22 protein-coding genes are annotated in these 26384 nt (G+C 69.1%); 5 read left to right on the top strand and 17 right to left on the bottom strand.

Features of this window, described 5'->3' with window-relative positions; translation table 11 throughout:
• Positions 1–50: 50 nt before the first annotated feature.
• The 9 genes from ACLJRL_RS35680 to ACLJRL_RS35640 form a co-directional block, all read right to left on the bottom strand.
• A complete protein-coding gene (locus ACLJRL_RS35680) occupies positions 51–326 on the bottom strand; it encodes a YggT family protein (protein WP_005155180.1) in 276 nt (91 codons plus the stop codon).
• Between the two features lie 114 nt (positions 327–440).
• Positions 441–1049: a cell division protein SepF gene (locus ACLJRL_RS35675; protein WP_410660774.1), complete on the bottom strand. Its 609-nt coding sequence runs from the start codon at positions 1047–1049 to the stop codon at positions 441–443.
• Positions 1050–1130: 81 nt separating this feature from the next.
• Complete coding sequence (locus tag ACLJRL_RS35670) at positions 1131–1862, bottom strand: YggS family pyridoxal phosphate-dependent enzyme (protein ID WP_410660773.1); 732 nt, start codon at positions 1860–1862, stop codon at positions 1131–1133.
• Positions 1859–2566: a peptidoglycan editing factor PgeF gene (gene pgeF / locus ACLJRL_RS35665; protein ID WP_410660772.1), complete on the bottom strand. Its 708-nt coding sequence runs from the start codon at positions 2564–2566 to the stop codon at positions 1859–1861. The genes ACLJRL_RS35670 and pgeF overlap by 4 nt, the downstream gene beginning before the upstream one ends.
• Before the next feature lie 87 nt (positions 2567–2653).
• The gene (gene ftsZ / locus ACLJRL_RS35660; RefSeq protein ID WP_410660771.1) at positions 2654–3976 is read right to left on the bottom strand and encodes a cell division protein FtsZ; all 1323 of its coding nucleotides are present in this window, start codon (positions 3974–3976) and stop codon (positions 2654–2656) included.
• 251 nt (positions 3977–4227) lie between these two features.
• Complete coding sequence (locus ACLJRL_RS35655) at positions 4228–4998, bottom strand: anti-sigma factor domain-containing protein (RefSeq protein ID WP_410660770.1); 771 nt, start codon at positions 4996–4998, stop codon at positions 4228–4230.
• Positions 4995–5606 carry an ECF RNA polymerase sigma factor SigK gene (sigK, locus tag ACLJRL_RS35650; protein WP_410660769.1) on the bottom strand — a complete coding sequence of 204 codons (612 nt, stop codon included), beginning with the start codon at positions 5604–5606 and terminating at the stop codon, positions 4995–4997. The genes ACLJRL_RS35655 and sigK overlap by 4 nt, the downstream gene beginning before the upstream one ends.
• The gene (locus ACLJRL_RS35645) at positions 5599–6339 is read right to left on the bottom strand and encodes a DUF1365 domain-containing protein (protein ID WP_410660768.1); all 741 of its coding nucleotides are present in this window, start codon (positions 6337–6339) and stop codon (positions 5599–5601) included. Before ACLJRL_RS35645 ends, sigK begins: the two co-directional genes overlap by 8 nt.
• On the bottom strand, positions 6333–7667 hold the full coding sequence (locus tag ACLJRL_RS35640; protein ID WP_410660767.1) for an NAD(P)/FAD-dependent oxidoreductase: 1335 nt from the start codon (positions 7665–7667) through the stop codon (positions 6333–6335). Before ACLJRL_RS35640 ends, ACLJRL_RS35645 begins: the two co-directional genes overlap by 7 nt.
• Positions 7668–7697: 30 nt before the next feature.
• On the opposite strand from ACLJRL_RS35640, the gene ACLJRL_RS35635 reads away from it, so the two are divergent.
• Together ACLJRL_RS35635 and ACLJRL_RS35630 are read left to right on the top strand one after the other, a co-directional pair.
• On the top strand, positions 7698–8969 hold the full coding sequence (locus ACLJRL_RS35635) for a class I SAM-dependent methyltransferase (RefSeq protein WP_410660766.1): 1272 nt from the start codon (positions 7698–7700) through the stop codon (positions 8967–8969).
• Positions 8970–9755, top strand: a complete 786-nt coding sequence (locus ACLJRL_RS35630; RefSeq protein WP_410660765.1) for a DUF1295 domain-containing protein — start codon at positions 8970–8972, stop codon at positions 9753–9755.
• On the opposite strand, the gene ACLJRL_RS35625 is transcribed toward ACLJRL_RS35630, so the two are convergent.
• Positions 9742–10251 (bottom strand): DinB family protein, encoded by a 510-nt coding sequence (locus ACLJRL_RS35625; protein ID WP_410660764.1) that lies wholly within the window; start codon positions 10249–10251, stop codon positions 9742–9744. The genes ACLJRL_RS35630 and ACLJRL_RS35625 overlap by 14 nt on opposite strands.
• Positions 10252–10479: 228 nt before the next feature.
• Between ACLJRL_RS35625 and ACLJRL_RS35620 the strand changes: the two genes are divergently transcribed.
• The gene (locus ACLJRL_RS35620) at positions 10480–11802 is read left to right on the top strand and encodes a wax ester/triacylglycerol synthase family O-acyltransferase (RefSeq protein ID WP_410660763.1); all 1323 of its coding nucleotides are present in this window, start codon (positions 10480–10482) and stop codon (positions 11800–11802) included.
• Between the two features lie 74 nt (positions 11803–11876).
• Here ACLJRL_RS35620 and ACLJRL_RS35615 read toward each other — a convergent pair whose 3' ends face one another.
• The 4 genes from ACLJRL_RS35615 to gltB all read right to left on the bottom strand — a co-directional run bounded on the left by ACLJRL_RS35615 (position 11877) and on the right by gltB (position 20656).
• Positions 11877–13268, bottom strand: coding sequence for a class II 3-deoxy-7-phosphoheptulonate synthase (locus ACLJRL_RS35615; protein ID WP_410660762.1), 1392 nt, complete (start codon positions 13266–13268; stop codon positions 11877–11879).
• Positions 13269–13353: 85 nt separating this feature from the next.
• A complete protein-coding gene (locus ACLJRL_RS35610) occupies positions 13354–14295 on the bottom strand; it encodes a trypsin-like serine peptidase (RefSeq protein WP_410660761.1) in 942 nt (313 codons plus the stop codon).
• A 294-nt stretch (positions 14296–14589) separates the two neighbouring features.
• On the bottom strand, positions 14590–16098 hold the full coding sequence (locus tag ACLJRL_RS35605) for a glutamate synthase subunit beta (RefSeq protein ID WP_410660760.1): 1509 nt from the start codon (positions 16096–16098) through the stop codon (positions 14590–14592).
• Positions 16091–20656, bottom strand: coding sequence for a glutamate synthase large subunit (gene gltB / locus ACLJRL_RS35600; RefSeq protein ID WP_410660759.1), 4566 nt, complete (start codon positions 20654–20656; stop codon positions 16091–16093). Before gltB ends, ACLJRL_RS35605 begins: the two co-directional genes overlap by 8 nt.
• Before the next feature lie 328 nt (positions 20657–20984).
• Here gltB and ACLJRL_RS35595 point away from each other — a divergent pair, with 328 nt between their 5' ends.
• On the top strand, positions 20985–21770 hold the full coding sequence (locus tag ACLJRL_RS35595; RefSeq protein ID WP_410660758.1) for an SDR family oxidoreductase: 786 nt from the start codon (positions 20985–20987) through the stop codon (positions 21768–21770).
• Between the two features lie 12 nt (positions 21771–21782).
• Positions 21783–22847, top strand: coding sequence for a diacylglycerol kinase (locus tag ACLJRL_RS35590; protein ID WP_410660757.1), 1065 nt, complete (start codon positions 21783–21785; stop codon positions 22845–22847).
• A 76-nt stretch (positions 22848–22923) separates the two neighbouring features.
• Here the strand turns inward: ACLJRL_RS35590 and lgt are convergent, their stop codons facing one another.
• From lgt to ACLJRL_RS35575, 3 genes are read right to left on the bottom strand one after another with little or no spacing between them, the layout of a single operon-like run.
• Positions 22924–23991, bottom strand: coding sequence for a prolipoprotein diacylglyceryl transferase (lgt, locus tag ACLJRL_RS35585; protein ID WP_410660756.1), 1068 nt, complete (start codon positions 23989–23991; stop codon positions 22924–22926).
• 29 nt (positions 23992–24020) lie between these two features.
• Entirely contained in the window at positions 24021–25190 is a 1170-nt protein-coding gene (locus tag ACLJRL_RS35580; protein WP_410660755.1) for a M20 metallopeptidase family protein, read from the bottom strand.
• Positions 25187–26329, bottom strand: coding sequence for an amidohydrolase family protein (locus ACLJRL_RS35575; protein WP_410660754.1), 1143 nt, complete (start codon positions 26327–26329; stop codon positions 25187–25189). The genes ACLJRL_RS35580 and ACLJRL_RS35575 overlap by 4 nt, the downstream gene beginning before the upstream one ends.
• Positions 26330–26384 lie beyond the last annotated feature (55 nt).

The following is a 26384-nucleotide window of genomic DNA, read 5'->3' as shown; positions in this document are numbered from 1 at the left end:
ATCACCTCACGCACTCCATGGCCTGCAGGTCCACCAGGGCTTCCCCGATATCACCCTGGCGTTGCCAGCTGCATCGCGAAGAACACAACCAACAGCAGAACCATAATCGATAAGTCCAGTCCGACGCCGCCGATTCGTACGGTCGGGATGATTCGTCTGAACAGACGAACCGGAGGGTCGGTCACTGTGTAGATGGTCTCGAGCGTTACCGCAACCCCTCCGGCAGGACGCCACTCGCGAGCGAAAGCACGCACGAGCTCTACGACGATCCTTGCCGTCAGGAGGAGCCAAAAAGCGAACAGCACGTACCAGACGACCAGCAACACAGCATTCACGTAACCACTCTGCCATGTCTCGCGTCAAAAGACGCAGTTGACGGGAGCCGGATGCCGACGAGTCGACAAAATCACATCCCGCTGCGTTCAGCGGTCACTCCCTGATCAGCCGCGCAGGAATAATCCGCCTTCGGCAATCCGCCGACGGTCTTCCGCGGTGACGTCCACATCGGGCGGTGAGAGAAGGAACACCTTGTTGGTGACCTTGTCCATCGACCCGCGCAGCGCGAAGGCGAGCCCCGCGGCGAAATCGACGAGCCGCTTGGCGTCCGCGTTCTCCATCTCGGTGAGGTTGATGATCACCGGGATGCCCTCGCGGTAGTGCTCGCCGATGGCGCGCGCTTCCAGGTAGCTCGTCGGGTGCAGCGTCGTGATCCGGCTCAACGGATCACGCACGGCCTGCCGGACCGGCTCGGCGACCGGCCGCAGCCGGGCGACCGGTTCGGGCTGGCGGTCCATGGCCAGCGCTCCGTGCACCGCCGGTTCCGACCGCACGTCCGCAACCACGGAGCGTGACCGAGGCCGGGGCGCGGGCTCGTCGTACGTGTCCTCGACGTCCCGGTAGCGTCCACCCCGCGACCGGGCTGGTGGCTCGTCTTCGTACTCGTACTCGTCTTCGGCGTAGCCACGCCGGTAGTCATCTTCCACGTCATAGCCGTCTTCGTCCGCGGGCACCATCCCGAAGTAGGCCTTCAGCTTCTGCAGCGCGCTCATGCCTCTCCCTAGCCTTAGCCGCTCCCGCACCGTGCTCCCCCGCCCCCGCCGCCACTCCCCGTAGCGACGGGACGGTATTCCCTAAGGCGAGGCTAAACCGCGCCCACCGAGCAACGCGGTACCGACACGCACACAGGTTGAGCCGTACGCGATCGCCTGCTCGAGATCATTGCTCATTCCGGCGGAGACTTCACGTGCATTTGGGTGATCTTCGCGAAGACGCTCTGATGCGCGAGCGAGCCTTTCGAACGCCTCTGCGGGCTCTGTACCCAGCGGGGCGACCGCCATAAGCCCGCGGAGGCGGATATCACCCACATGGGCTATCCGTTCGGCCAACTGGCTCAACTCGTTCACCCGGCAGCCCCCGCGCTTCGGATCGTCATCGAGACTTACTTGAATGAGGACGTCCAGCGGCTGATCACGTTGCCCGGATTCGAGGGCCGACCTGCTCGCCTTCGCCAGCGCGTCGGCGAGCCGTTCGGAGTCGACGGACTGGACCTCGGCCGCCCAGCGCACGACCGAACGGGCCTTGTTGCGCTGAAGGCTGCCGACCATATGCCAGCGGATGCCGTTGCCCGGGCGCAGCTCGGCGACTTCGTCGGTCTTCGCGCCGGCCTCCTGGTCGCGATTCTCGGCGAGGTCGAGCGTGCCGAGGTCGGCGAGCAGCGCGGCGTCGAGCGCGGGGAAGGTTTTGGTGACCGCGAGCAGCCGGACCTCGTCGCGTTCCCGGCCCGCGGCCTTGCACGCCCGGGCGATCCGCTCTTCCACTTCGGCAAGCGAGGCGGCTAGTTCCGCCTTTCGTACCTCAGTCACGACTGGTCCAGCCACGTGATACCCGCGATCCGGCCGGTGGTGCCGTCGCGACGGAAGCTGAAGAGTGTCTTGTCTTCGTTGGTACAGCGCGGATCGACGCCGATCTTGCCGACGCCGAGGTCGGCCAGCTGCCGCCAGAGTCCGGCACGCAGGTCGAGCCCCGTGGTGCCCTTTCGGGTTTTGCAGGTGCTGCCGGGAACGTGCTTTTCGACGTCGGCCGCCATGTCGGCGGGGACTTCGTAGCAGTCACCGCAGATCGCGGGACCGAGCAGCGCTTCGGTGCGGCCCGGGTCGGCGCCGAGTGAGCGCATCGCCTCGATCGCGGCGGGGACGACCCCGATCCTCGCGCCGACGCGGCCCGCGTGGACGGCGGCGATCACACCGGCTTCGGCGTCGGCCAGCATCACGGGGACGCAGTCGGCGACGAGCACCACGAGCGCGAGACCGGGTTCGGCCGTCACCAAGGCGTCGGTCGCTTCCGCCGCGGAGGTCTCGGAACCGTCCACAATGGTCGCCGTGCGGCCGTGGACCTGTTCCATCCACGCGAGCCTGTCCTCGGCGAGACCGAGTTCGCCGGCGAGACGCTTGCGGTTGGCGTAAACGTCACCCGCGTCGTCGCCGACGTGATCGCCGAGGTTGAAGGTGTCGTAAGGCGGCCGCGAAGCCCCGCCCGCCCTTGTCGTGACGACCCGCCGAACGCGCACGCATTCCTCCTTGCAGATGAGTGAAGGCCCCCTTCCCTACCCTCAAGGTAGTGAAGGAGGCCTTCACGAAACTACTAGCGAGCCGACTTACCGCCGCATGAAGGGCGGGACATCGACCTCGTCGTCGGAGGGGTCGTCGTGCACCGGGGTGGCGCGACCGGGCAGGCTGCCGTGGGTCGAGTTCGATCCGATCGGCGAGTAGCCGCGCGAACCGCCGCCGGGCTGCGGGAGCCCGCCGGTCATCGAGCCGTTGCCCTCACGGGAGGACGGCATCGGCGAATGCGTGCGCGGCGGCGCGACCGGGTAGCCGTTGGAACCGGTCGACGGCGGTACCGGAGTCGCACCCGAGGGCGGGCTCTGCACCGGCGTCGCCCCGCCGCCGTTGACCTGGCCGGCCTGGGCGGACGCGGTCGACCTCGAGCCGGAGCCGAACGTCGACGGGTCGAGCTTCTTGTGCGTCGGCGTGCCGGCGTCGAAACCGGCCGCGATCACGGTGACCCGGACCTCGTCGCCGAGCGAGTCGTCGATGATCGTCCCGAAGATGATGTTCGCGTCCGGGTGCGCGGACTCCTGCACCAGCGACGCGGCCTCGTTGATCTCGAACAGGCCGAGGTCCGACCCGCCCGCGATCGACAGCAGCGCGCCGTGCGCCCCGTCCATGGACGCTTCCAGCAGCGGCGAGTTGATCGCCTTCTCCGCCGCCTGGATGGCCCGGCCTTCACCGCGCGCGGAACCTATGCCCATCAACGCGGAGCCCGCGCCGGACATGACGCTCTTGACGTCGGCGAAGTCCAGGTTGATCAGACCCGGGGTGGTGATCAGGTCGGTGATGCCCTGGACACCCGAAAGGAGCACCTCGTCCGCGGAGCGGAAGGCGTCCATCAGGGACACGCCGATGTCGCCCAGCTGCAGCAGCCGGTCGTTCGGGATGACGATCAGGGTGTCGCATTCGTTGCGCAGCTGCTGGATGCCGTCTTCGGCCTGCTTGCTGCGGCGTTTGCCTTCGAAGGTGAACGGCCGGGTGACGACGCCGATGGTCAGCGCGCCGAGCTTGCGGGCGATCTGGGCGACGACGGGTGCGCCACCGGTACCGGTGCCACCGCCCTCACCCGCGGTCACGAACACCATGTCGGCGCCCTTGATGACCTCTTCGATCTCGTCGCGGTGGTCCTCGGCGGCCCTCTGCCCCACCTCGGGGGCGGCGCCGGCGCCGAGGCCGCGGGTCAGTTCCCGGCCGATGTCGAGTTTGACGTCGGCGTCGGACATGAGCAGTGCCTGTGCGTCGGTGTTCACCGCGATGAACTCGACGCCTTTGAGGCCGACCTCGATCATGCGGTTCACGGCGTTAACTCCGCCGCCGCCGATACCGACGACCTTGATCACCGCAAGGTAGTTGTGCGGGGGCGTCATCGGAGCCGCCTTCCTGATCGTGTGTGCTCGTGCTGCCCGCCGGTCGCTGAGCCTGGGCCGAACCCTCGATCTGAACCTCAGAGTGAGAGTTATGTCAACTGCCGACGTTGAAGCAGGACGGTATGCACCAGGCAGGCTCGAATCCAGTAGCCACGCCGTGTGTCGCAAAGGTGTTTTGCCACAACATGTTCGTCGGCGCAAGAGCGAGACCCGACTGAAGCGCCGGACGGCGGCCTGGTAAAGGCCGGAGATCAGGTCGGCATGGACATGTTCATGACGATGTCGTCCGACGGCGTTCCGGTCGGCGAACCGCCGTCCTGCTCGACGCTGAGCGCGAAGCCGTTCGCCCCGCTCAACCCCTTCGCGACTAGCAGCGCACCGTCCTGACCACCGGAAATGAGCCCGGCGGGCTTCGGGGAGGCGCCCGGGAACATCAGCCACGCCTGGTAGACGCGGCCCGGATCGTTCTTCGGCAGCTGCGCCGCCATGAAGACGAGCCGGTCCTTCGCGCGCGACATCATCACAGTGCCGCCGCCCCCGGCGGCGGACTCGCCGTGCCCGGTCTTGAGATCGGGTGCCGAAAGCACCTCCGACACCGGCGCGTACTTCGCCGCGTACTGCGCGGCCCGTTCGCGCGCGGCGGTCAGCTGTGAGTTGGTGTCCCACGCGATCCCGCCGAACACGGCCGTACCGGCCAGTCCGACGATCGCCGCCGCGGCCGCGCCGATCGCCCAGCGCGGGGCGCGCCTGCGATCCCGGACCCGCTCGCCGAGTTCCAGCCGCGCCCTGGGCGGCTGCTGCCGCGTCGCCATCGCCTGCGCCAGCACCCGGCGCTTGAGATCCGGCGGCGGGTCTTCGGCCAGTGCGGCGCCGAGCCGCGTGGCGGTCATCTGCAGTTCGAGGACCTCTTGCGCGCAGGACGCGCACTCGTTGAGGTGACGCTGGAACTGGGCACGCTCCACTTCGGACAGCGCGTCGACGGCGAACGCCCCGGTGAGCGTGTGCATTTCGGGCATCGTCATGCCGTCACCCCCAAGCAGTCGCGCAGGCGGATGAGCCCGTCGCGGAGGCGCGTCTTGATCGTCCCGTGCGGGGTTTGCAGCACTTCTGCGACCTCACGGTAGGTGTAACCCTGGTAGTAGGCGAGCAGCACGGATTCCCGTTGGAGCTCGGTCAGATTGGTCAGGCAGCGCCGCACCTGCGAACGCTCCCAGCGGGCGGCGACGGCTTCGGCCACTTCGTCGAAGGGGCGGGCACGGGCGGCCTCGAAGGTCGCCTTGACCTCGCGGTCCGAACTGGCCCGCGCCGAGCGCACCCGGTCGACGGCCCGGCGGTGCGCGAGCGTCATCGCCCAGTTCAGCGCGCTCCCCCGCTCCGGCGCGTAGCGCGTGGCGGTGCGCCACAGCTCCACCATGACCTCCTGCGTGACCTCTTCGGACTGGGCTGCGTCGCGCAAGATGCGCCGCACCAGGCCGAGGATCGGGCCGGCGAGCCGGTCGTACAGGACGTCGAAGGCCCGCTCGTCCCCCTTCGCGACCCGGACGAGCAGCTCCTCGGCCGTCGGTCCCGCCGGTTCGCCGTCCGTTCCCGGAACGGCCGCCATCCGACGTGGACGTGCCGATTCATCCATCAAGCCTGCCTCCGGCGGTCTGCGGTGTCCGTGGGGTCAACGGTGCCTTCTTCAACCACAGTTTGACCCCATGCCGCCGGATCAGCGCGGAGACCCGGTGCGGCATGAGCGGCCGGGTGATCAACATGTGCACCAGCCACTTGACGGTGGCCGGCCGCCGGACCCCGCGCAACGACGCCGTCAGCGGCACCTCCCCGCCCTGACGGAGCGCGATCTTGACCGAGAGCAGGGACTCCGGCAGCGGCACCTCCATCCGGTACTCGCCCTCCATCGACTGGAACGGCGAGACGTAGAACTCCTTGTCCGCCCAGGCGAGCCCCTCGGCGTCCGGGCGGAGGAGGTACGCGTGCCTGCCGCGGTAGGTGTTGTGGACCTCGGCCACGACGCATTCGAGTCCGCCGTCCGGGCGGTGACACCAGTAGAGGGTGATGGGGTTGAACGCGTGGCCGAGCACCCGCGCGCCCGCGAGCATCAGCACCCGGCCGCCGTGGAGGTCGACCCCGCGGGCCGCGAGCCAGCGGTCCACTTTGGACCGGATGCTCGACTCGTCGTCCGGTCCGAAGTGGTCACGCGGATCGAAGCGGGCGAAGGGCCGCAGCCACCACGGCAGCTTCGGCGGTATATCGAGGTCGACGAACCACAGATAGATGCGGTGCGCGAACGAGACCGGCGGATCGTTACGCCGCACGTGCGCCACCGTGGAGTCGTAGAGAACGGCCATGACAGTCACCATCGCACTCCGAAGTTCTCGGCCGCGCGGACGCCGGACGCGCAGCCGTCCTCGTGGAACCCCCACCCATGGTAGGCCCCGGCGAAGGCGACCGTGCCGTCGTTGAGGCCGGGCAGGCGCCGCTGCGCGCCGACGGATTCCGGGGTGTAGACGGGGTGTTCGTAGGTCATCTTGGCCAGCACCGACCCGTCGGCGGGGGCGGTGCCGGGGTTGAGCGTGACGACGTAGCCGGTCGGCTCGTCGAGCCGCATCAGCCGGTTCATGTCGTAGGAGACCCGCACGGCGCCGTGGTCGCCGCCGCAGGCCGGTGTGGCGTAGTTCCAGCCCGCCCGCGCCGCCTCCGCCGCCGGCAGGACGCTGGTGTCGGTGTGCAGCCACGCCTCGTTGCTGGAGTACCGGAAGGAGCCCAGCACCTCGCGTTCGGCCGCGGTCGGCGACGCGAGCAGGTCCAGTGCCTGGTCCGCGTGCGTGGCGAGGACGACCTTGTCGACCCGGTGGCGGGCGTCGGCGTCGTCCCGGACTTCGATCCCGCGCGCGGTGCGCTCGACCGAGCGGACCGGGGTCGACAGGTGCACGGCGGTGAGCTGCTTGGCGGCGCGTTCGACGTACTCGCGGGAGCCGCCGACGACGGTGCGCCAGCTCGGGGACCCGCCGACCGACAGCATCCCGTGGTTGCGCAGGAACTCGAACAGGTAGCGCGCCGGGTACTTGAGCGTGTCGCCGCGATCCGCCGACCAGACCGTCGAAACGACGGGGAGCATGAAGTGGTCGACGAAGTACTTCGTATAGCCGCCGATCGCGAGGAACGCGCCGAGGGTGACGTCGCCCGCGTCCGGCGATGCGAGCACGCGCCCGGCGTGCCGGTGGAAGCGTTTGATGTCGGCGAGCATCCGCAGATAGCGCCCGCGGGCGACGTTGCGAGGCTGCGCGAACAGCCCCTTCAGCCCCTTGGCGCCCGCGTATTCGAGGCCGCAGCCGTCACAGCGGATGCTCATGGACATCTCGGTGTCGCGCGTGGCGACACCGAGCTCGGCGAACAGCCGGAGCAGGTGCGGGTAGGTGCGTTCGTTGTGCACGATGAACCCGGAGTCGACGCCGACGGTGCCGCCGTGCGCGCTCGGGACGTCGTGGGTGTGCGCGTGCCCGCCGAGCCTGTCGTCGGCCTCGAACAGCAGCACTTCGTAGCGACGTTGCAGCAGATAGGCGGCCGTGAGGCCGGCGACGCCGCTGCCGATGACTCCGATGCGTTGACCGTTGGTGTGCACGAGAGGGATTCGGAACAGCCTCCAGGCTGGATTGGACCGGGCCGACCGGGACCTGGCCCGACCCATCCTTTTCCCTTCCGGGGCCGAATGACGACTATGCCGAACAGTCCCGCGTCCCGCCTCGTCCCGTTCGTCGAGCGGCTCCTCGGTGGTCCCCTCCCGATCGGCCTGCGCACCTGGGACGGCGTACGCGCCGGTCCGCGGGACGCGCCGACCGTGGTCCTCCGCAACCGCCGCGCACTGCGCCACCTCCTCTACGCCCCCGGTGAACTGGGTCTCGCCAGGGCCTATGTCTCCGGTGATCTCGATGTCGAAGGCGACCTCGCCGACGGATTCCGCCGGATCTGGGCGCTGACCCGGTCGGGTGCGGCGCGCGGCGCCCGGCTCGGCCCGCGCGAGTGGGCGAAGGCCGTGCGGATCGCGGTAAGCCTCGGCGTCGTCGGGCCGCGGCCCAAGCCGCCCGCCGAGGAGGCCCGGCTTTCAGGGAAGCTGCACAGCCTGCTCCGCGACAAGTCGGCGATCTCGCACCACTACGACCTCGGCAACGCCTTCTATCAGCTGCTGCTCGACGAATCGATGGCCTACTCGTCCGGCTACTGGACCTCCGACGACGACGGGTACGGCGTCGAACAGGCCCAAAAGGACAAACTCGAACTGATCTGCCGCAAACTCGGCCTGCGGCCGGGGATGCGACTGCTCGACGTCGGCTGCGGCTGGGGCTCGCTCCTGGTGCACGCGGCGAAGCACCACGGCGTGCACGCCGTCGGCATCACGCTTTCGGCGGAGCAACAGCAGCATGTCCGCGGCCGTCTCGCCCAGCACGACCTGGAAGATCGCGTCGAAGTCCGTCGGCAGGACTACCGCGAGCTGACCGACGCGCCGTTCGACGCCGTCTCGTCCATCGAGATGGGCGAACACGTCGGCGACCAGAACTACCCCGAGTACACGCGGACGCTGTTCCGGATGCTGGCCCCCACCGGACGGCTGGTCCTGCAGCAGATGTCCCGCGGCGCGGTGGCACCCGGCGGCGGCGCGTTCATCGAGCGCTACATCGCCCCGGACATGACGATGCGGCCGCTGAGCCGGACCCTCGGGCATCTGGAGACCGCCGGCTTCGAGATCCGCGATGTCCACGCGCTGCGGGAGCATTATGTGCGTACGGTCCGTGCATGGGAGAAAACGCTCGAGAGCGACTGGGACGACGTCGTGGCGCTGATCGGTGAATCGGGCGCCCGCGTCTGGCGGCTCTACCTGGTCGGCGGCGCGCTCGCGTTCGAGGAGAACCGGATGGGCGTGGACCAGATCCTCGCGGTGCGCTCCAGTGAGCACGGCCTCAGCGGGCTGCCCGCCACCCGGGAGTGGTCCTAGATGCCGCTAGGGGGAACGCTGCTCGTCACCGCGGCGGCCACGCTCCTGGCCGTCGTCGTCACCTTCGGCATCGCGCGGTGGCGTCAGCGGTACGACACCATCGACACGTTCTGGGGGCCGGGCTTCGCGCTCGTCGCGCTGGTCGCGGCCCCGCTCGGGGACGGGCCGGTGGCGCTGCGCGTGGTCGCCGCACTGCTGACCGCGGTCTGGGGCGTCCGCCTGGGCGTGCACCTCCACCTGCGCAACCACAAGCTGCCCGAAGACCCGCGCTACGTGCGGATGGCGGAACGCGCGGGCCCGAATCCGGCGCTGAAGCTGTTCGTCCGCGTGTACCTGCTCCAGACGGTGATGCTGTGGTTCGTCTCGCTGCCGGTCCAGTTCGCGATGTACGCCGATTCGTTCGGCGTGACAGCGTGGATCGGCATCGCCGTCTGGCTGGTCGGCTTCGGGTTCGAAACCGTCGGCGACGAGCAGCTTCGCCGGTTCAAGGCCGACCCGGAGAACAAGGGCAAGGTGCTCGACAGCGGGCTGTGGCGCTACACGCGGCATCCGAACTACTTCGGTGACGCGTGCGTGTGGTGGGGCCTCTACCTGCTGGCGTGTTCGAGCTGGGTGGGGGCGGCGACCGTTCTGTCCCCCCTCGCGATGACCTACACACTGGCCAAGGGCACCGGAAAACCTTTGCTGGAGAAGGGTTTGCGGCGATCCCGGCCCGGGTACACCACCTACGTCGAGCGGACCAGCGGGTTCTTCCCGCTGCCCCCTCGCCGCGTCACTCCCCGGTGAGCCCGTCGGTCAGTTCGCGCAACAGGTCGAGGTGGCCGGCGTGCCTGCCGGTCTCCTCGATCATGTGCACGACGACGAACCGGACATTGACCTGGCGATCGCCGCGGAACGCGACCTCGTCGTCGAGCCCCATCCGCGCGACGACTTTCCGGCTGCGTTCGCATTCCGCCTCGTAGGCGGCGATCAACTGGTCCAGCGGGGTCTTCATGGCGACCCGGAATTCGGCGTCCGGATCGGTTTCGAGCGCTTCCTTCCAAGTATCCTCCTGGCCATCGAGCACCACGGTGAACCAGTACTGCTCGACCAAGGTCAGGTGCCCGAGCAGACCGGCGACAGTGGTCAGCTCGCTGGGCACGAGCGGCCGCCGGGCCTGCTCGTCGGTCAGGCCTGAGCACTTCCACACCACAGTGGCACGAAGAAAGTCGAGAAAGCCGTTCAGCTGGGTGCGCTCGTCCCCGGTGAGCGGAGGCTCAGGACGCTTCGGTTCGTCGGTCATGGGAGTGCAGTCTGCCGGTCCGCACCGACAGTCCGCGAACGACTTACCCCGGCCACATACCGGGACGCTATCCGCCATCTGCCCCACAGCCGTGGGCCATGTCCGAACTCGATGGCATCGTTCGAGTGAAACCGGTGCCAGTTAGCGCTGACGAAACATGACGACCACCCGCTCGTCATGTCAGGCTGGTGCAGTTGTGCCCATATCCGGAGCACCAAAGAAAGGCAGATGATGTCAGGCCCCCAGCTGAGCGCACTCGATGTCGCTTTCCTTTGTCTGGAAAGCGAAACGACGCCCATGCACATGGGCGCGGTGGTCACCTTCCGCCCGCACGGGCAGGTGCACGCGCGCAAGCTGACCGCACTGCTCGCCGAGCGCGCCGCACGTATCCCGAAGTTACGCCAGCGGCACCGGACCGCGCTGTTCCCCTTCGGCGCCGCCACTTGGGCGGAAGACCCGGACTTCGTTGCCAGTGACCATATTTCGCATCACCACCTGAGCTCTCTGTACGAACCGGACCCGCTGTCCGCCTACGCGTCGCGCTGGATGGGACGGCCGCTCGACACCGGAAAACCCTTGTGGAACCTGCATCTCGTCACCGGCCTGCCGGACGGCGAGTTCGCGCTGCTGCTGAAACTGCACCACGCGCTCACCGACGGCGCCGGCGCGTACGCCGTCGCCTCGGGACTGCTCGACGGGCTCCCGAAGGTGAGCAAGCGGGCGCACAGCGGAGCCGAACCGCCCGCGCCGCGCTCCCCCGTGGGCGCGGTCAAGGACGCCCTCGGCTCCACATTGGCCCAGGCCGGCGAGTCCGCCGGGATCGCCTCTTCGGTCGTCCGCGCGACGCGTTCGCCCTTGTCGCCGGTCAGCGCGCCGCCCTCGACCGAGCGACGGCTCGGTTTCGTCCGGCTCGGCACCCCCGAGATCCGGCGGGTCCGCCGGACCCACGGCGGCACGGCCAACGACGTCGTGCTGGCCGTCCTCGCCGGCGCGCTTCGCGAATGGATGGTCAACCGGGGCCAGCGGGCCGACGGCCGGACGCTGCGGGCGCTCATCCCGGTCAGCGTGCGCGGGCGGTCCGCCGAGCAACTCGGCGGTAACAAGCTTTCCGGCTACCTCTGCGACCTGCCGGTCGGCCTCGACGACCCGGTGGAGCGGCTGCGTGCCGTGCAACGCGAGATGGACCGGAACAAAGCTGCGGGCCCGGCCCGGGGAGCCGGCGCGTTCCCTCTGCTCGCCGACCGGATGCCGCCGATGCTGCACCGGCTCGGCACCAAGGCCGCCGGCCTGGCCGCGCCGCTGCTGTTCGACCTCGTGGTGACCACGGTGCCGGTACCGCCGAACCGGCTCACCCTGGACGGGACCAGGCTCGGCGGGGTGTACCCGTTCGTGCCGCTCGCGCCCCGGCAGGCGATCGGGATCGCGGTGGCGACCTACCGGGACTCCGTCCACATCGGACTACAGGCGAACGGGGCTGCCGTGCAGGACATCGGGTCGCTGCGCGACGCGGTGCACAAGTCGGCCGCGCGCCTGCTGGACACCGCTCACTAGCGTGCTATGAACGGCCCGTTACTTGCAAAATTTGCAAGTAACGGGCCGTTCATAGCACTTCAGTGACAGAACGCTCAGCCGCGCAGCATCTCCGCGACCAGGAACGCCAGCTCCAGCGACTGCTGCGTGTTCAGCCGCGGGTCGCAGGCGGTCTCGTACCGGCCCGAAAGGTCCAGATCCGAGATGTCCTGCGCGCCGCCGAGGCATTCGGTGACGTCCTCGCCGGTCAGTTCGACGTGGATGCCGCCCGGGTAGGTGCCCAGCTTGCGGTGCACCTCGAAGAACCCCTGGACCTCGTCCACGATCCGGTCGAAGTGCCGGGTCTTGTAGCCGGTCGACGCCTCGTGGGTGTTGCCGTGCATCGGGTCGCACTGCCAGATGACCTTGTGCCCGGACGACTCGACCTTCTCGACGATCGCGGGCAGCACCTCGCGGACCTTGCCGTTGCCCATCCGGGCGATCAGCGTCAGCCTGCCGGGCTCGTTGCGCGGGTCGAGCCGCTGGACGTATTCGACGGCCTGCTCGGGCGTGGTCGTCGGGCCGATCTTGAGCCCGATCGGGTTGGACAGCAGTTCGGCGAACGCGATGTGCGCGCCGTCGAGCTGGCGGGTTCGCTCGCCGACCCACAGGAAGTGCGACGAGAGGTTGTACAGCTTCGGGTTCGCCACGTCGGCGTTGTCCAGCCGCAGCATCGAACGCTCGTAGTCGAGCAGCAGCGCCTCGTGGCTGGCGAAGATCTCGGTGGACTGCAGCGAGGCGTCGGTGACGCCGCAGGCCGACATGAACCGCAGACCACGGTCGATCTCGGCGGCCAGCGCCTCGTAGCGCTCGCTGGCGGGCGAGGACTTCACGAAGTCCTTGTTCCAGTCGTGCACCTGGTGCAGGTCGGCCATCCCGGCGCCGGTGAGCGCGCGGACGAGGTTCATCGCGGCGCCCGCGTTGGCGTAGGCGCGGATCATCCGGCCCGGGTCGGGCACGCGCAGTTCGGGCTTGGCGACGAGCGAGTTGATGATGTCGCCGCGGTACACCGGCAGGCCGAGCGCGTCGGTGGAGGCCGAGCGCGGCTTCGCGTACTGGCCGGCGATGCGGCCGACCTTCACCACCGGGAGGCTCGCGCCGTAGGTGAGGACGACGGCCATCTGCAGCAGGGTGCGCAGGTTGGCGCGGATATGCGGTTCGGTGTTGGACTCGAACGTCTCCGCGCAGTCACCGCCCTGCAGCAGGAACGCCTCGCCGCGGGCGACCATGGCGAGGCGGTCGGAGAGCCGGTCGATCTCGGCCGGGACGGTGATCGGCGGCACGCTCTCGAGCACGCCGCGGACGCGCTTCGTCAGCTCGGGGTCCGGCCACTCCGGTTGCTGCGCGGCGGGCCGCGAGAGCGCTTCGTCGAGCCGGTGGCGCAGCTCGGGCGGCAGAGGCGGCAGTTCGGGGAGCGTGTCGACGGGAACGTCCACTGTCCAGTTCACGATCGCCAGGATATGCCGGACCGAAAGGCGCCCGTCCACCGGGACGAAAGTCCCAAAAGGTGGACGGGCGGGTTTCGACAGCAGATCAGGCGGCCTGCGCCTTGTTGTAGAGGTTCTGCGCGTCCGTGCCGAAGTACGGCCCGAACATGTAGCCCGGCAGGAAGGTGTAGCCGAAGCTGTTCACCGAAGCCTGGACGCCCGCCCCGGTCGCTTCACTGAAGTTGAGGAACCATGGACCGCCGCTCGAGCCGCCGGTCATATTGCAGTTCATCCCGTGGTCCTTGGTCAGCAGGAAGTCGGTGAACGTGCTTCCGCTGCAATAGATCAGCTTCGTTCCGTCGTACGGCGCCGCCGCCGGATACCCGAAGGTGTACATCGACTGGTTACGCGCCTGGTTGAACGCGATCCCCTGCGCGCCGACGACGTCGGTCAGCTTCTGCCCGTTGAGCGGGTTGACGACGGCCGCGCCGACGTCGTAGTTCATATCCTCGCTCGCTTCCCACTGCGGAGTGGTGAGCGTGCTCTTCGCGGCCCAGGTGCCGTAGGGCGTGTTGCCGTTGTCGTAGCCGGGCGCGAAGGTCCAGTTCGTGTGCCACGCGCCCTGGTACTTCACGCAGTGCCCGGCGGTGATCACGACACTGCCGTTGCCGCTGGTGACGGCGTCACCCGAGCACGACGCGTTCCGCCCGCCCATGGTGAAGAACACCCGGCCCGCGGTCTGCACGACCTTGCCCGCACCCGTCCAGGCGCCACCGCCGTTGGGGATGCTCTGGACGATCGTGCTCTCCCCTTTCGCGACGTCCTTCGGCGAAAGGCTCGGTGCCTTGACCAGCCGTTCGATCGGAACCGCCGACCGCATCCGCTCGGGCGTCCAGTAGGCCGCGACAGCCTGCGCCTCGGCCGCGGTGTCCGCCGCCGCCTGCGTCACAGGAACAGCCTGAGCGGGACTCGCGACCGCTGTCAGTGCCGTCACCGCCAGACCCACGAGCCCCGCCAGGATTCCCGCCCGGGAAGCCGTCCTCTTCATGGGCATACCACCTTCCGCTACCGGTGAATTGCCGTATGACCTGCACGACTTCCTGAAAGTATTTGCCCGGCTACCGCGCGTACAAGCGACCGTTCGGCCGCATCCATGCACAGCTATGGGCCGTTCGGCGTAATACTGTGAACGGTGTTAGCAGTGGGTATCGGCGGCCGGGAAGGTGCCGTCCCGCAAGTAGCCGACGACCTGCCGTTCGTCCACCCTCGTGTGTGTCATGAAAGGGTCTTACGGGACGTTTTTCGTCCTGTAAGACCCTTTCATGACACCTCTACGAGAAGCTCAGACCACCGCGAGCGGCAACGCCGTCGGGTGCACCGGCGAGGGCAGATCGGACGCACCGGTGAGGAAGGCGTCGACGGCGCTCGCCACCGAGCGGCCCTCGGCGATCGCCCACACCACCAGCGAAGCACCGCGATGCGCGTCGCCGCAGACGAACACGCCCGGCGAGGAGGTCTGCCAGTCCGCGCCGCACGAGAGCGTTCCGCGCCGGGTCAGCGAGAGCCCGAGCGAGTCCAGCAGCGGCATGTGCTCGACACCTTCGAACCCGATCGCGAACAGCACCAGGTCGGCGGGCAGTTCCTCGACCACGTCGTTGACCGGGACGACCTCGCGCCGCCCGGTCTCGCGGTCCTTCTGGACCCGGACCTGCTGCAGCTCGACAGCGCGCACGTTGCCGTTCTCGTCGCCGACGAACCGCTTGACCGCGACGGCGAACTTGCGCTCGCCCGCCTCCTCGTGCGCCGGGTAGGTGCGCAGGATGTACGGCCAGGTCGGCCACGGCGAGCGGTCATCGTCCCTTGTGGACGGTGGCGTCGGGTACTGGTCCAGCTGGGTCACCGAAAGCGCGCCCTGGCGCGTCGCGGTGCCGTAGGAGTCGGCCCCGGTGTCGCCACCGCCGATGATGACCACGTGCTTGCCCGCGGCGTCGACCGTCGACGGACCGTCGCCCTCGACGTACTTGTTGGCCGGGACGAGATGCTCCATCGCGAGGTGGACGCCGGACAGCTCGCGCCCGGGCGTCGTGGTGTCGTCGCGGCCGCGCAGCGCGCCGACCGCGAGCACCACCGCGTCGAAACCGGCGCGCAGTTCCTCGACGGTCAGATCGACGCCGACCTCGCAGCCGGTGACGAACTTCGTGCCCTCCTTCTGGAGTTGCGCGAGCCGCCGGTCGAGGACCTTCTTCTCCATCTTGAACTCGGGGATGCCGTACCGCAGCAGGCCGCCGAGCCGATCGTCCCGCTCGTAGACGGTCACCTCGTGGCCGGCGCGGGTCAGCTGCTGCGCGGCGGCGAGCCCGGCGGGCCCGGAGCCGACGACCGCGACACGCTGGCCGGAGGACACCGCCGAGACCTGCGGCTGCACATAGCCCGCTTCCCAGGACACGTCGGCGATCGTCTGCTCGACGCGTTTGATCGCCACCGGCCCGCCGGACAACGGCGAGATCGAGAGGACACAACCGGCCTCGCACGGCGCGGGGCACAGCTTCCCGGTGAACTCGGGGAAGTTGTTGGTCGCGTGGAGCCGATCGCTCGCCGCGGCCCAGTCGCCGCGGCGCACCAGGTCGTTCCACTCCGGGATCAGGTTGCCCAGGGGGCAACCTGAACCGGCGGAGTGGCAGAACGGGATGCCGCAGTCCATGCACCGTGAAGCCTGCGTGCGCACCTTTTCGTTGCGCTCGGCGGGTGCCACGTCCGCGTACACCTCGCCCCAGCCGGCGAGACGGTCCTCTTTGGACTTCTTCTTCGGCTCTTCGCGATCGTGCTTGAGAAAACCGGTCGGGTCAGCCACGAGCGGCCTCCATGATCGCTTCGTCGACATCGCGGCCCGCGGCGCGCGCCGCCTTCGCCGCGTCAAGGACACGCTGGTAGTCGCGGGGCATCACCTTGGTGAACGCCGCCGAGCGACGCGGCCAGTCGCCGAGAAGCGACGCGGCCACCGCCGAGTGGGTGAGGTCGTAGTGCTTCTGCACGGTCTTCTTCAGCCAGGCGAGGTCCTCGGGCCTGGGCGCCAGAAGGTTCACCATCTCCTCGTTGACCCGGCTGCGGTCGAGGTCGAGCACGTAGGCCTCACCGCCGGACATACCCGCCGCGAGGTTGCGCCCGGTCGGGCCGAGCACGACGGCCTGCCCCCCGGTCATGTACTCGAAGGCGTGGTCGCCGACGCCCTCGGCGACGACCACCGCACCGGAGTTGCGCACGCAGAACCGTTCGCCGACCTGGCCGCGCAGGAACATCTCGCCACCGGTGGCCCCGTAGGCGAGCGTGTTGCCGGCGATGGTCTGGCCCTCGGCGGCGAACTTCGCGTCCGGGTGCGGGCGCACGATGATCCGCCCGCCCGAGAGGCCCTTGCCGACGTAGTCGTTCGCGTCGCCGACCATGTCGAGGGTGATGCCGCGCGGCAGGAACGCGCCCAGCGACTGCCCGGCGGAACCGGTCAGCAGCACGTGGATCGTGTCCTCGGGCAGGCCTTCACCGCCGTAGCGACGGGTGATCTCCGAACCGAGCAGCGTGCCGACGGTCCGGTTCACGTTCCGCACCGGCAGTTCCAGCCGGACCGGGTGCGCGTCCTCGAGCGCCGCCTCGGCGAGCTGGATCAGCGTCCGGTCGAGAGCGTGCTCGAGGCCGTGGTCCTGCGTCCGCGTGCGCCGCTTCGCCCCGCCGTACGGGGTCTCGGTCGGCATCTCGAAGATCGGCTTGAGATCGAGCCCGGAGGCCTTCCAGTGCTCGATCGCCTTGTCGGTGTCGAGCACCTCGGCATGGCCGATCGCCTCGTCGAGGGTGCGGAAACCGAGTGCCGCCAGCGTTTCCCGTACTTCTTCGGCGACGAACCGGAAGTAGTTGACGACGTGGTCTGCCTGGCCGGTGTAGCGCTTGCGCAGATCCGGGCTCTGCGTCGCGACGCCGACCGGGCAGGTGTCGAGGTGGCAGACGCGCATCATGACGCAGCCCTCGACGATCAGCGGCGCCGTCGCGAAGCCGTATTCCTCCGCGCCGAGCAGCGCGGCGATGACGACGTCCTTGCCGGTTTTCATCGCGCCGTCGACCTGGACGGTGATCCGGTCGCGCAAACCGTTGAGCAGCAACGTCTGCTGTGTCTCGGCGAGCCCGATCTCCCACGGCGTCCCCGCGTGCTTGAGCGAGTTCATCGGGGAGGCGCCGGTGCCACCGTCGTGCCCGGAGATGAGCACGACGTCGGCGTGTGCCTTGGAAACGCCCGCCGCGACCGTGCCGACACCGAGCGAGGACACCAGCTTCACGTGGATGCGGGCGTTCTCGTTGGCGTTCTTGAGGTCGTGGATCAGCTGGGCGAGATCCTCGATCGAGTAGATGTCGTGGTGCGGCGGCGGGGAGATCAGCCCGACGCCCGGCGTGGAGTGCCGGGTCCGCGCGATCCACGGGTACACCTTGTTAGGCGGCAGCTGGCCGCCCTCGCCGGGCTTCGCGCCCTGCGCCATCTTGATCTGGATGTCGTCGGCGTTGACCAGGTACTCGCTGGTGACACCGAACCGGCCGCTGGCGACCTGCTTGATCGCGCTGCGCCGCTCCGGGTCGTAGAGGCGCTCGGGGTCTTCCCCGCCCTCACCGGTGTTGGAGCGGCCGCCGATGCGGTTCATCGCGATGGCCAGTGTTTCGTGTGCCTCGGCCGAAATCGAGCCGTAGGACATCGCGCCGGTGTTGAAGCGCTTGAAGATCGCCTCGACGGGCTCGACCTCGTCCAGCGGGACGGGCTCGCGGGTGGAGCGGAAGGCGAACAACCCGCGCAGCGCGCCACCCTGGCGGTAGAGGCGGTGCACCTCGTCGGAGTACTTCTTGTACACCTCGGTCCGGCCGGTCTTCGTCGCGTGCTGCAACAGGAAGACGGTCTCCGGGGTGAACAGGTGCAGTTCGCCCTCGCGGCGGTACGCGTACTCGCCGCCGGTCTCGAGTCCACGATGGACCCGGTCGGTCGGGTTGTCCGGGTACGCGCGGCGATGCCGGGTGGCGACCTCTTCGGCGAGCACGCTCAGGCCGACGCCGCCGAGCTTCGACGACGTCCCGGTGAAGTACTCGTCGAGCAGATCCTGGGCCAGGCCGAAGGATTCGAAGACCTGCGCCGCGGTGTAGGCGCCGACGGTGGAGATCCCCATCTTCGACATGATCTTCAGGACGCCCTTGACGAGCGCCTTGACGTAGTCGCGGACCGCCTTGGCCGGTTCGACACCGGTGATGGCACCGGTCGAGATCATGTCCTCGATGGTTTCGAAGGCCAGGTACGGGTTCACCGCCGCGGCACCGTAGCCGAGCAGCAGCGCGACATGGTGGACCTCGCGGGCGTCACCGGTCTCGACGACCAGCGCGACACGGAGCCTTTCCTTGGTGCGCACCAGATGGTGGTGTACCGAGGACACCAGCAGCAGCGACGGGATCGGCGCCATGCGGTGGTCGGAGTCGCGGTCGGACAGCACGAGCGTGCGCGCGCCCGCCTCGATCGCCTCGGACGCCTCACGCCGGACCCGCTCGATCGCGGAAGCCAGCGCGTCGGCGCCGCCGTCCACTTCGTACAGTCCGGAAAGGACACTGCACGCGAAGCCGGGGAGGTCGCCGTCGTCGTTGATGTGGATCAGCTTGGCGAGTTCGTCGTTGTCGATCACCGGGTACGGCAGCTGCACGTGACGGCAGGACGCCGGGCCGGGGGCGAGCAGGTTCCGCTCCGGTCCCATGATCCGGCTCATCGAGGTGACGAGCTCTTCGCGGATCGCGTCCAGCGGCGGGTTGGTGACCTGCGCGAAGTTCTGCTTGAAATAGTCGTACAGCAGCCGCGAACGCTGGGACAGCACCGCGGGCGGGCTGTCGGAACCCATCGAGCCGATCGGCTCGGCGCCCTTGATCGTCATCGGCGCGAGGAGGATCTTCAGCTCTTCTTCGGTGTAGCCGAAGGAAAGCTGGCGCCGCAGCACCGAATCGTGGCTCTGCACGATGTGGTCGCGGTCGGGCAGATCGGCGATCTGCAGCAGACCGGCGTGCAGCCAGCCCTCGTACGGAAGTTCCTTGGCCAGTTCCGACTTGACCTCTTCGTCGTCGACGATCCGGCCCGCCTCGGTGTCCACCAGGAACATCCGGCCGGGCTTGAGCCGCCCCTTGGCCACGATGTCCTCGGGCGCGACGTCGAGCACGCCGGCCTCACTGGCCAGCACGACGCGGTCGTCGGCGGTGTGCCACCATCGGGCCGGGCGCAGGCCGTTGCGGTCCAGCACCGCGCCGACGAGCGTGCCGTCGGTGAAGGTGACACAGGCGGGGCCGTCCCACGGCTCCATCAGGCTGGCGTGGAACTGGTAGAACGCACGGCGCTGTGCGTTCATCCCGGCGTGGTTCTCCCAGGCCTCGGGGATCATCATCAGGACCGCGTGCGGCAGCGAACGCCCGCCGAGGTGCAGCAGTTCCAGCACCTCGTCGAAGGAGGCGGAGTCCGACGCGTCAGCCGAACAGATCGGGTACAGCCGGGTCAGGTCACCGGTGATGAGGTCCGATTCCAGCAGCGCCTCACGGGCGCGCATGCGGTTGCGGTTGCCGCGGATGGTGTTGATCTCGCCGTTGTGCGCGACGAACCGGAACGGGTGCGCCAGCGGCCACGACGGGAAGGTGTTGGTGGAGAACCGGGAGTGCACGAGCGCGATGGCGCTGGTGAGCCGGGTGTCGATCAGATCGGTGAAGAAGAGCGGGAGCTGCTCGGGGGTCAGCATTCCCTTGTAGACGATCGTCCGTGAGGACAACGAGGGGAAGTAGGTGCCGCAGCCCGCGGTCACGCTCTCGTTCTCGACGCGTTTGCGCAGGCAGAAGGCCAGCCTGTCCAATTCGAGGCCGCTCGGACATCGGCCGCCGGACTCGTGGCCCGCGACGAACAGCATGACGAAATGCGGCATCACCGAACGCGCCGTCGGCCCGATGTCGGCGCGGTCGGCGTCGATCGGGACCTCGCGCCAGCCGAGGACATCGAGGCCCTCTTCGGTGGCGATCCGTTCGATCAGGGCGATGGCCTTGCCGCGTTCCTCGGTGTCCGAGGGCAGGAAGCCGATCCCGGTCGCGTAGGTCTGATGACCGTCGGCGTCCGCCTCGGGCAGGGGGAAGTCCACTTCCGCGCGCAGCAGCCCGTCGGGCAGTTGCACCAGGATTCCCGCGCCGTCGCCACTGGTCGGCTCGGCTCCCGCGGCACCGCGGTGGTCGAGGTTCGTCAGCGCCGTCAGGCCGTCGGTGACGATGCCGTGAGACCGGCGTCCGCGGACGTCGGCCACCATGGCCACACCGCAAGAGTCCTGTTCGGATTCGGGATCGTACAGTCCCTGTTTGCCTGGAAGGGCGGAGAAGATCATGAAGGGACCTCCTTCGTCGTCGTGCTCAGCGGCCGGACAAGCCGGCCGGGGGGTATGCGCACGGGACGACGATGGCCCGCTCGTTAGCGCGACTTTAACACCTGGGAAACACGGCGGCATCAGTTCGGAGAGCGCGGAACCTCGCCGATGCGTAACGATCTGGGTGACCGGAACGACATCGTTCCTGATGGGGTCGCGGTAGTTCGTACCGCTAAGTATATGTCCCGTTCCGTGGCGCCGAGAGTCGCGGTGAGGCGACCCTAGTCACTCCGGGAGTTCTCCGCAGATCGAACCCGGCAAACAAGTAGAACGTGTTACAGTTCCGCGCATGATCCTGGACCGTTTCCGGCTCACCGACCAGGTCGCCGTGGTCACCGGCGCCGGACGCGGGATCGGCGCGGCGACGGCCGTGGCGCTCGCCGAGGCGGGTGCCGACGTGGTGATCTCGTCCCGCACCCGAACCCAGCTCGACGACATCGCGAGCAGGATCGCCGCCACCGGCCGCCGCGCGCACGTGGTCCCCGCCGATCTGAGCGACCCGGCCGCCGCCGGCGAGCTGGCCCGGATCGCGACGGCGGAGTTCGGCCGGCTGGACCTGGTGGTCAACAACGTCGGCGGGACCTATCCCCGGCCCCTGCTGGAAACCACGGCCGACTTCCTCGAAGAAGCCTTTCGCTTCAACGTTTCCACCGCGCACGCGCTGACCGCCGCGGCGGCGCCCGCGTTGCTGGAGACCGGCGGCTCGGTCGTCAACATCTCGTCGATCATGGGCCGTGTGACCGGCCGGGGCTTCGCCGCGTATGGGACCGCGAAGGCCGCGCTGGCGCACTACACCCGGCTCGCGGCGGCCGACCTGGCGCCGAAGGTGCGGGTGAACGCGATCGCGGTCGGTTCCGTCGCGACCTCCGCGCTCGAAGTGGTGGTGGGCAACGACGAACTGCGCGGCCGGATGGAAGACGCCACTCCCCTGGGCAGGATCGGCGAGGCCGAGGACATCGCGGCCACGGTCGTGTTCCTGGCGTCGCGGGCCGGCGGCTACCTCACCGGAAAGATCCTGGAAGTCGACGGTGGACTGCAGGCCCCGAACCTGGAGCTGGGCCTGCCCGATCTGTAGGAGGCGAACGCGTTGCGCGTGGTCCAGTGGAGCACCGGGAACGTCGGCAGGCACACCCTCGCCGGCATCACCGCCCGGTCAGACCTCGAACTCGCCGGGGTCTGGGTTTCGAGTGAGACGAAGGCCGGAGTGGACGCCGGGGAACTGGCCGGGCTCGGGCGGAAGCTCGGCGTCACCGCCACCACGGACGCGGACGCGCTCATCGCGCTGAAACCGGACTGCGTCGTCTACACGGCGATGGCCGACGACAGGCTCCTCGAAGCCGTCGAAGATCTGAAGCGGTTCCTGCGCGCGGGGATCAACGTGGTGTCCAGCAGCCCGGTGTTCCTTCAGTACCCCGAAGGCGTCGTCCCGCCGGACATGATCGAGCCGATCCGCGAGGCCGCCCGCGAAGGTGGTGCGTCGCTGTGGGTCAACGGCGTCGACCCGGGTTTCGCCAACGACTGGCTGCCGCTGGTGCTCACCGGCGTCTGCGAACGGATCGACGAGGTGCGCTGCCTGGAGATCCTTGACTACTCGACGTACAACAACGGCAAGGTGCTCTTCGACATCATGGGTTTCGGGCGGGAGATGGACGATCTCCCGCTACTGCTGCAGCCCGGCGTGCTGTCGCTGGCCTGGGGCAGCGTCGTGCGGCAGCTGGCGGCCGGGCTGGACGTCGAACTCGACGCCGTCGAGGAGAGCTACGAACGGCTTCCGGCGCCGGAGACGTTCGAGATCGCTTCGGGCACGATCAAGGAGGGCACTGCGGCGGCGCTGCGGTTCGAGGTGCGCGGAATGCGCGGCGGACGGGCCGTGTGCGTGCTGGAGCACATCACGCGGCTGCGGCCCGACCTCGGCCCGGAATGGCCGCAGCCGTCCGGGCAGGGCTGCTACCGGGTGCAGGTGACCGGTGAGCCCGAGTACGTGCTGGACCTGCGGCTGCTCGGCTCCGACGGCGACCACAACACGGCCGGGCTGAAAGCGACCGCGATGCGGCTGGTCAACGCGATCCCGGCGGTGGTCGCGGCGCCGCCCGGGCTGCTGACCGCGCTGGACCTGCCTCTGGTGACCGGACGAGGTCTGGTCGCTCCTTGAGGCCGGTCCCGATGCTATGAACGAGTCTTTCCTTGCCAAATTTGCAAGGAAAGACTCGTTCATAGCGCGTTGAGGACTACTTTTCGGCGTCCGGCTTCGGGTCCTCGGTGGCCTTGTCGGCGGCCGAGTCCCGGACCGTGTCCGGAGCGGTGGCGACCTCGGCGTGTTCCTCGACCTTCGGTTCGTCGGAGCTGTCGGAGGAGGCAGAGCTGTCGGAAGTCTCCGAAGCGGCCTCGTCCTCGCGTGGGACGTCCTTGCTCCACAGCGTTTCCGGCGCTTCCCGCGGCCCGCGTTTGGCGGCCAGCACGAAGTAGGCGATCGCCGCGACGAACAGCAGGATCGAGGTCCACACGTTGACCCGCAGGCCGAGGATGTGGTTCGCGGTGTCGGTCCGCATCATCTCGATCCAGAACCGGCCGGCGGTGTAGCCCGCCACGTAGAGCGCGAACACGCGGCCGTGGCCGAGACGGAACTTCTTGTCCGCCCAGATGACCAGCAGCGCGACACCGAGGTTCCACAGCAGTTCGTAGAGGAACGTCGGGTGCACCGGGCTGTCCGGCAGCGGGACGTGCCCGATCGCGATGCCGTTCAGGAAGTCGTCCGGGTTGGTCGGGTTGTAGCGCTGGTAGATCTCCAGGCCCCACGGCAGGTCGGTGTGCGCGCCGTAGAGCTCCTGGTTGAAGTAGTTGCCCACCCGGCCGATGGCCTGCGCGATCACGATGCCGGGCGCGAGCGCGTCCGCCATCGCGGGCAGCGGGATGCCCTTGCGGCGGCAGGCGATCAGCGCGCCGACGGCACCGAGCGCGATCGCGCCCCAGATGCCGAGCCCGCCGTCCCAGACCTTCAGCGCGTTCAGCGGGTTCTTGCCCTCGCCGAAGTACAGCTGGTTGTCGGTGATGACGTGGTAGAGCCGCCCGCCGACCAGGCCGAACGGCACCGCGAAGACGGCGACGTCGATGGCCGCCCCCTTCGTGCCGCCGCGGGCGACCCAGCGGCGCTCGCCCAGCCAGATCGCCACGATGATGCCGGCGATGATGCACAGGGCGTAGGCGCGGAGCGGGATCGGTCCGATATGCCAGACGCCCTGATCAGGGCTCGGGATGGTCGCGAGGAACGCTGCCGAGGCGGTATTCACGGAGGTCACCGTAGCGCCTCTTCCACGGCTTGGGAGCGTCAGGCCTCGACGGCGGCCAGATAGCCCGCGATGAGCGCGGACGCGACCTGCCCGATGGCGGTGTCCGGCGGCAGGAAACGCTCGTCGTGCAGGCTCGGCGCGCCCGCGGTGTCACCGAGGCCGACGAACATCATCAGCCCCCGCGTCACCCCGCAGTAGTGCGCGAAATCGTCCGCGCCGAACGACCGGAAATCGGTGTCGACGCGCGCCCCGGAGCGGAGGAGCCGCCGGTACGCGCGCTGGGCCAGCCCGGCGTCGTTGTGCAGGACCGGCTCGCAGGGACTGATCTGCAGTTCCGCCCGGCAGCCGTGCGCCTTCGCGGTGCCGTGAACGATCGCGGCGAGCCCTTCGAGCGCGAGGTCGCGGTCTTCGACGCGCATCAGCCGCAGCGAACCCGAAAGCCGGGCTTCGTTCGGCACGACGTTCGCCGTCGTCCCCGCTTCGATCCGGCCGACGGAACAGACCGCGCCGAACACCGGGTCCACCCGGCGGCTCGCGAGCTGCTGCAAGGTGACCACGATCTGGCTCAGCGCGAGGATCGGGTCGCGCAGCAGGTGCGGGTAGCCGGCGTGCCCGCCCTGGCCGTGCACGATCACGTCGAACTCGTCGGTGGAGGCGTTGACCGGTCCAGGCACCGCGGAGACCACTCCGGCGGCGAGCCGCGGCTGGACATGCGCGCCGATGACCGCGTCCACGCCGTACTCGGCGAGCACGCCGGACTCCACGATGTCGAGCGCGCCCGAAGGCGACGTCTCCTCGCGCGGCTGCAGGACGGCGAGGATCGGACGCGGGACGCCGATGACGGCCGACGCGCGGCAAGCGGCGACCAGCGCGGCCAGGTGGACGTCGTGCCCGCAGGCGTGCATCAGCGACGTCTCCGAAGCCCACGGCATCCCGGTCCGTTCGGTGACCGGCAGTGCGTCCAGTTCGGCGCGGAGCACCACGGCCGGACCCGGTCCGGTGCCCGGGAACAGCACCGCGCGGCCGGTCTTGGCGACGCGGACGCCGTCGCCGGCACCGAGGGCCTCGATGGCGGCCCGCGCGGTGTCCTCTTCGTCGCCCGATGCCCGGGGATCGGCGTGGACCCGGTGCCGCAGTCCCGCCGCGGCCGGCAGCTCCTCCTGGACGGCGGCCTCCCACCGGTCCTGCAGTTCGTTCAGTCCCGTCATGACCCCTCCAGCCCGTACACCCTTTCGGCGTTCCGGTGCCCGACCAAGGCCACGATCCGCCGTGCGTCCACTTCGGACAGTACGTCGGCGGCGAGCCCGGCGCGCAGGAAGTCCGACAGCCCTTGCCGGAACAGCCCGGTGCCGAGGTGGTACAGCTCGGCCAGCCCGAACGCGTCGGTGGAGAACAGCAGTTTTCCGAACGGCGCGATCTCCATTGTCTCCGCGATGATCGCGGGCGCACGGTGACCGGCGTTGTGCGTCGCCAAACCCACGTCGACGAACACGTGCTCGAAGACCTGCGCCAGGTACGCGGCGTTCCGGTGAAAGGGATAGTTGTGCAGCAGCAGGATCGGCACACCTCGCGACCGCGTCGCCCGCAGCAGCCCGGTGAGCAGCAACGGATCGCAGCGGTGCAGATCGACGTCGGAATCGCCGTAGCCGACGTGGAACTGGATCGGCAGGGCGAGATCGATGCCGGTCCAGATCAGGAACCGGTGCAGGACCTCGTCCGCGAGCCGGACCGGTTCACCGGCTTCGATCCGGGCGAGCCAGCGACCCGCGGCCTCGGCGACCTCGCCCTCCGAAGGCCGCTCCCCCGCCAGGTCCAGGCCGACCCGGTAGGCCGCGATGGACTTGAAACCCACCGCGGTCGTCGCGCGTTTCGCCAGTTCCTCGGCGAACGCCGAGGCGAACCCGGCGGCTGTCGCCGACCGGACGACCGACTCGGCGACCTGCTCCAGCCGGACGATGTCCCGTACCCGCGCACCGGACAACGACGCGAACTCCCCGGTCGTGGTCAGGGCGACCGGCAGGAACCCGCCGTCGAGCAGGAACTCGACCGTCCCGGTGGCGCGAAGGAACCGCCGGTTGACCTCGGTGGCGCCCAGTTCGGCCCGGCGGGCCAGATAGACCTCGGCCGGGGTGTGCGGGTACAGGCCGAGCACCGGCGCGCAGCGGGCCCGGACCGCGAGCCCGATCAGCGAGTCGAACAGGGTCGTGCCCAGCGGCGAGACGGTGTCGGCCTCGGTGAGCATCTGCTCGAACTCGATCCGGCCGAGGTCGCCGGTGACGACACCGTGGCAGTGGTGGTCCACCAGCCGCGTTTCGGCCACGAACGGCAGGATTCCGTGTCCCGGCATCGGATGCCCCTTCCTCGGTGCTCGCCAGAGTGGGCCCCACCCTAAGACCGGAACG

The sequence above is a fragment of the Amycolatopsis sp. lyj-112 genome (assembly GCF_046549055.1).
GTDB lineage: Bacteria > Actinomycetota > Actinomycetes > Mycobacteriales > Pseudonocardiaceae > Amycolatopsis.
This window is presented reverse-complemented; position numbering and strand designations above follow the sequence as displayed.

Bases quoted from the DNA above. Each gene is read 5' to 3' on its own strand.
- ACLJRL_RS35575 (WP_410660754.1), bottom strand. From the start codon at position 26,329: ATGCCGGGACACGGAATCCTGCCGTTCGTGGCCGAAACGCGGCTGGTG.
- ACLJRL_RS35625 (WP_410660764.1), bottom strand. From the start codon at position 10,251: ATGACCGACGAACCGAAGCGTCCTGAGCCTCCGCTCACCGGGGACGAG.
- ACLJRL_RS35645 (WP_410660768.1), bottom strand. From the start codon at position 6,339: ATGGTGACTGTCATGGCCGTTCTCTACGACTCCACGGTGGCGCACGTG.
- gltB (WP_410660759.1), bottom strand. From the start codon at position 20,656: ATGATCTTCTCCGCCCTTCCAGGCAAACAGGGACTGTACGATCCCGAA.
- ACLJRL_RS35630 (WP_410660765.1), top strand. From the start codon at position 8,970: ATGCCGCTAGGGGGAACGCTGCTCGTCACCGCGGCGGCCACGCTCCTG.
- ftsZ (WP_410660771.1), bottom strand. From the start codon at position 3,976: ATGACGCCCCCGCACAACTACCTTGCGGTGATCAAGGTCGTCGGTATC.
- ACLJRL_RS35635 (WP_410660766.1), top strand. From the start codon at position 7,698: ATGCCGAACAGTCCCGCGTCCCGCCTCGTCCCGTTCGTCGAGCGGCTC.
- sigK (WP_410660769.1), bottom strand. From the start codon at position 5,606: ATGGATGAATCGGCACGTCCACGTCGGATGGCGGCCGTTCCGGGAACG.
- ACLJRL_RS35675 (WP_410660774.1), bottom strand. From the start codon at position 1,049: ATGAGCGCGCTGCAGAAGCTGAAGGCCTACTTCGGGATGGTGCCCGCG.
- ACLJRL_RS35610 (WP_410660761.1), bottom strand. From the start codon at position 14,295: ATGAAGAGGACGGCTTCCCGGGCGGGAATCCTGGCGGGGCTCGTGGGT.
- ACLJRL_RS35655 (WP_410660770.1), bottom strand. From the start codon at position 4,998: ATGACGATGCCCGAAATGCACACGCTCACCGGGGCGTTCGCCGTCGAC.
- ACLJRL_RS35595 (WP_410660758.1), top strand. From the start codon at position 20,985: ATGATCCTGGACCGTTTCCGGCTCACCGACCAGGTCGCCGTGGTCACC.
- ACLJRL_RS35640 (WP_410660767.1), bottom strand. From the start codon at position 7,667: ATGGGTCGGGCCAGGTCCCGGTCGGCCCGGTCCAATCCAGCCTGGAGG.
- ACLJRL_RS35580 (WP_410660755.1), bottom strand. From the start codon at position 25,190: ATGACGGGACTGAACGAACTGCAGGACCGGTGGGAGGCCGCCGTCCAG.
- ACLJRL_RS35620 (WP_410660763.1), top strand. From the start codon at position 10,480: ATGATGTCAGGCCCCCAGCTGAGCGCACTCGATGTCGCTTTCCTTTGT.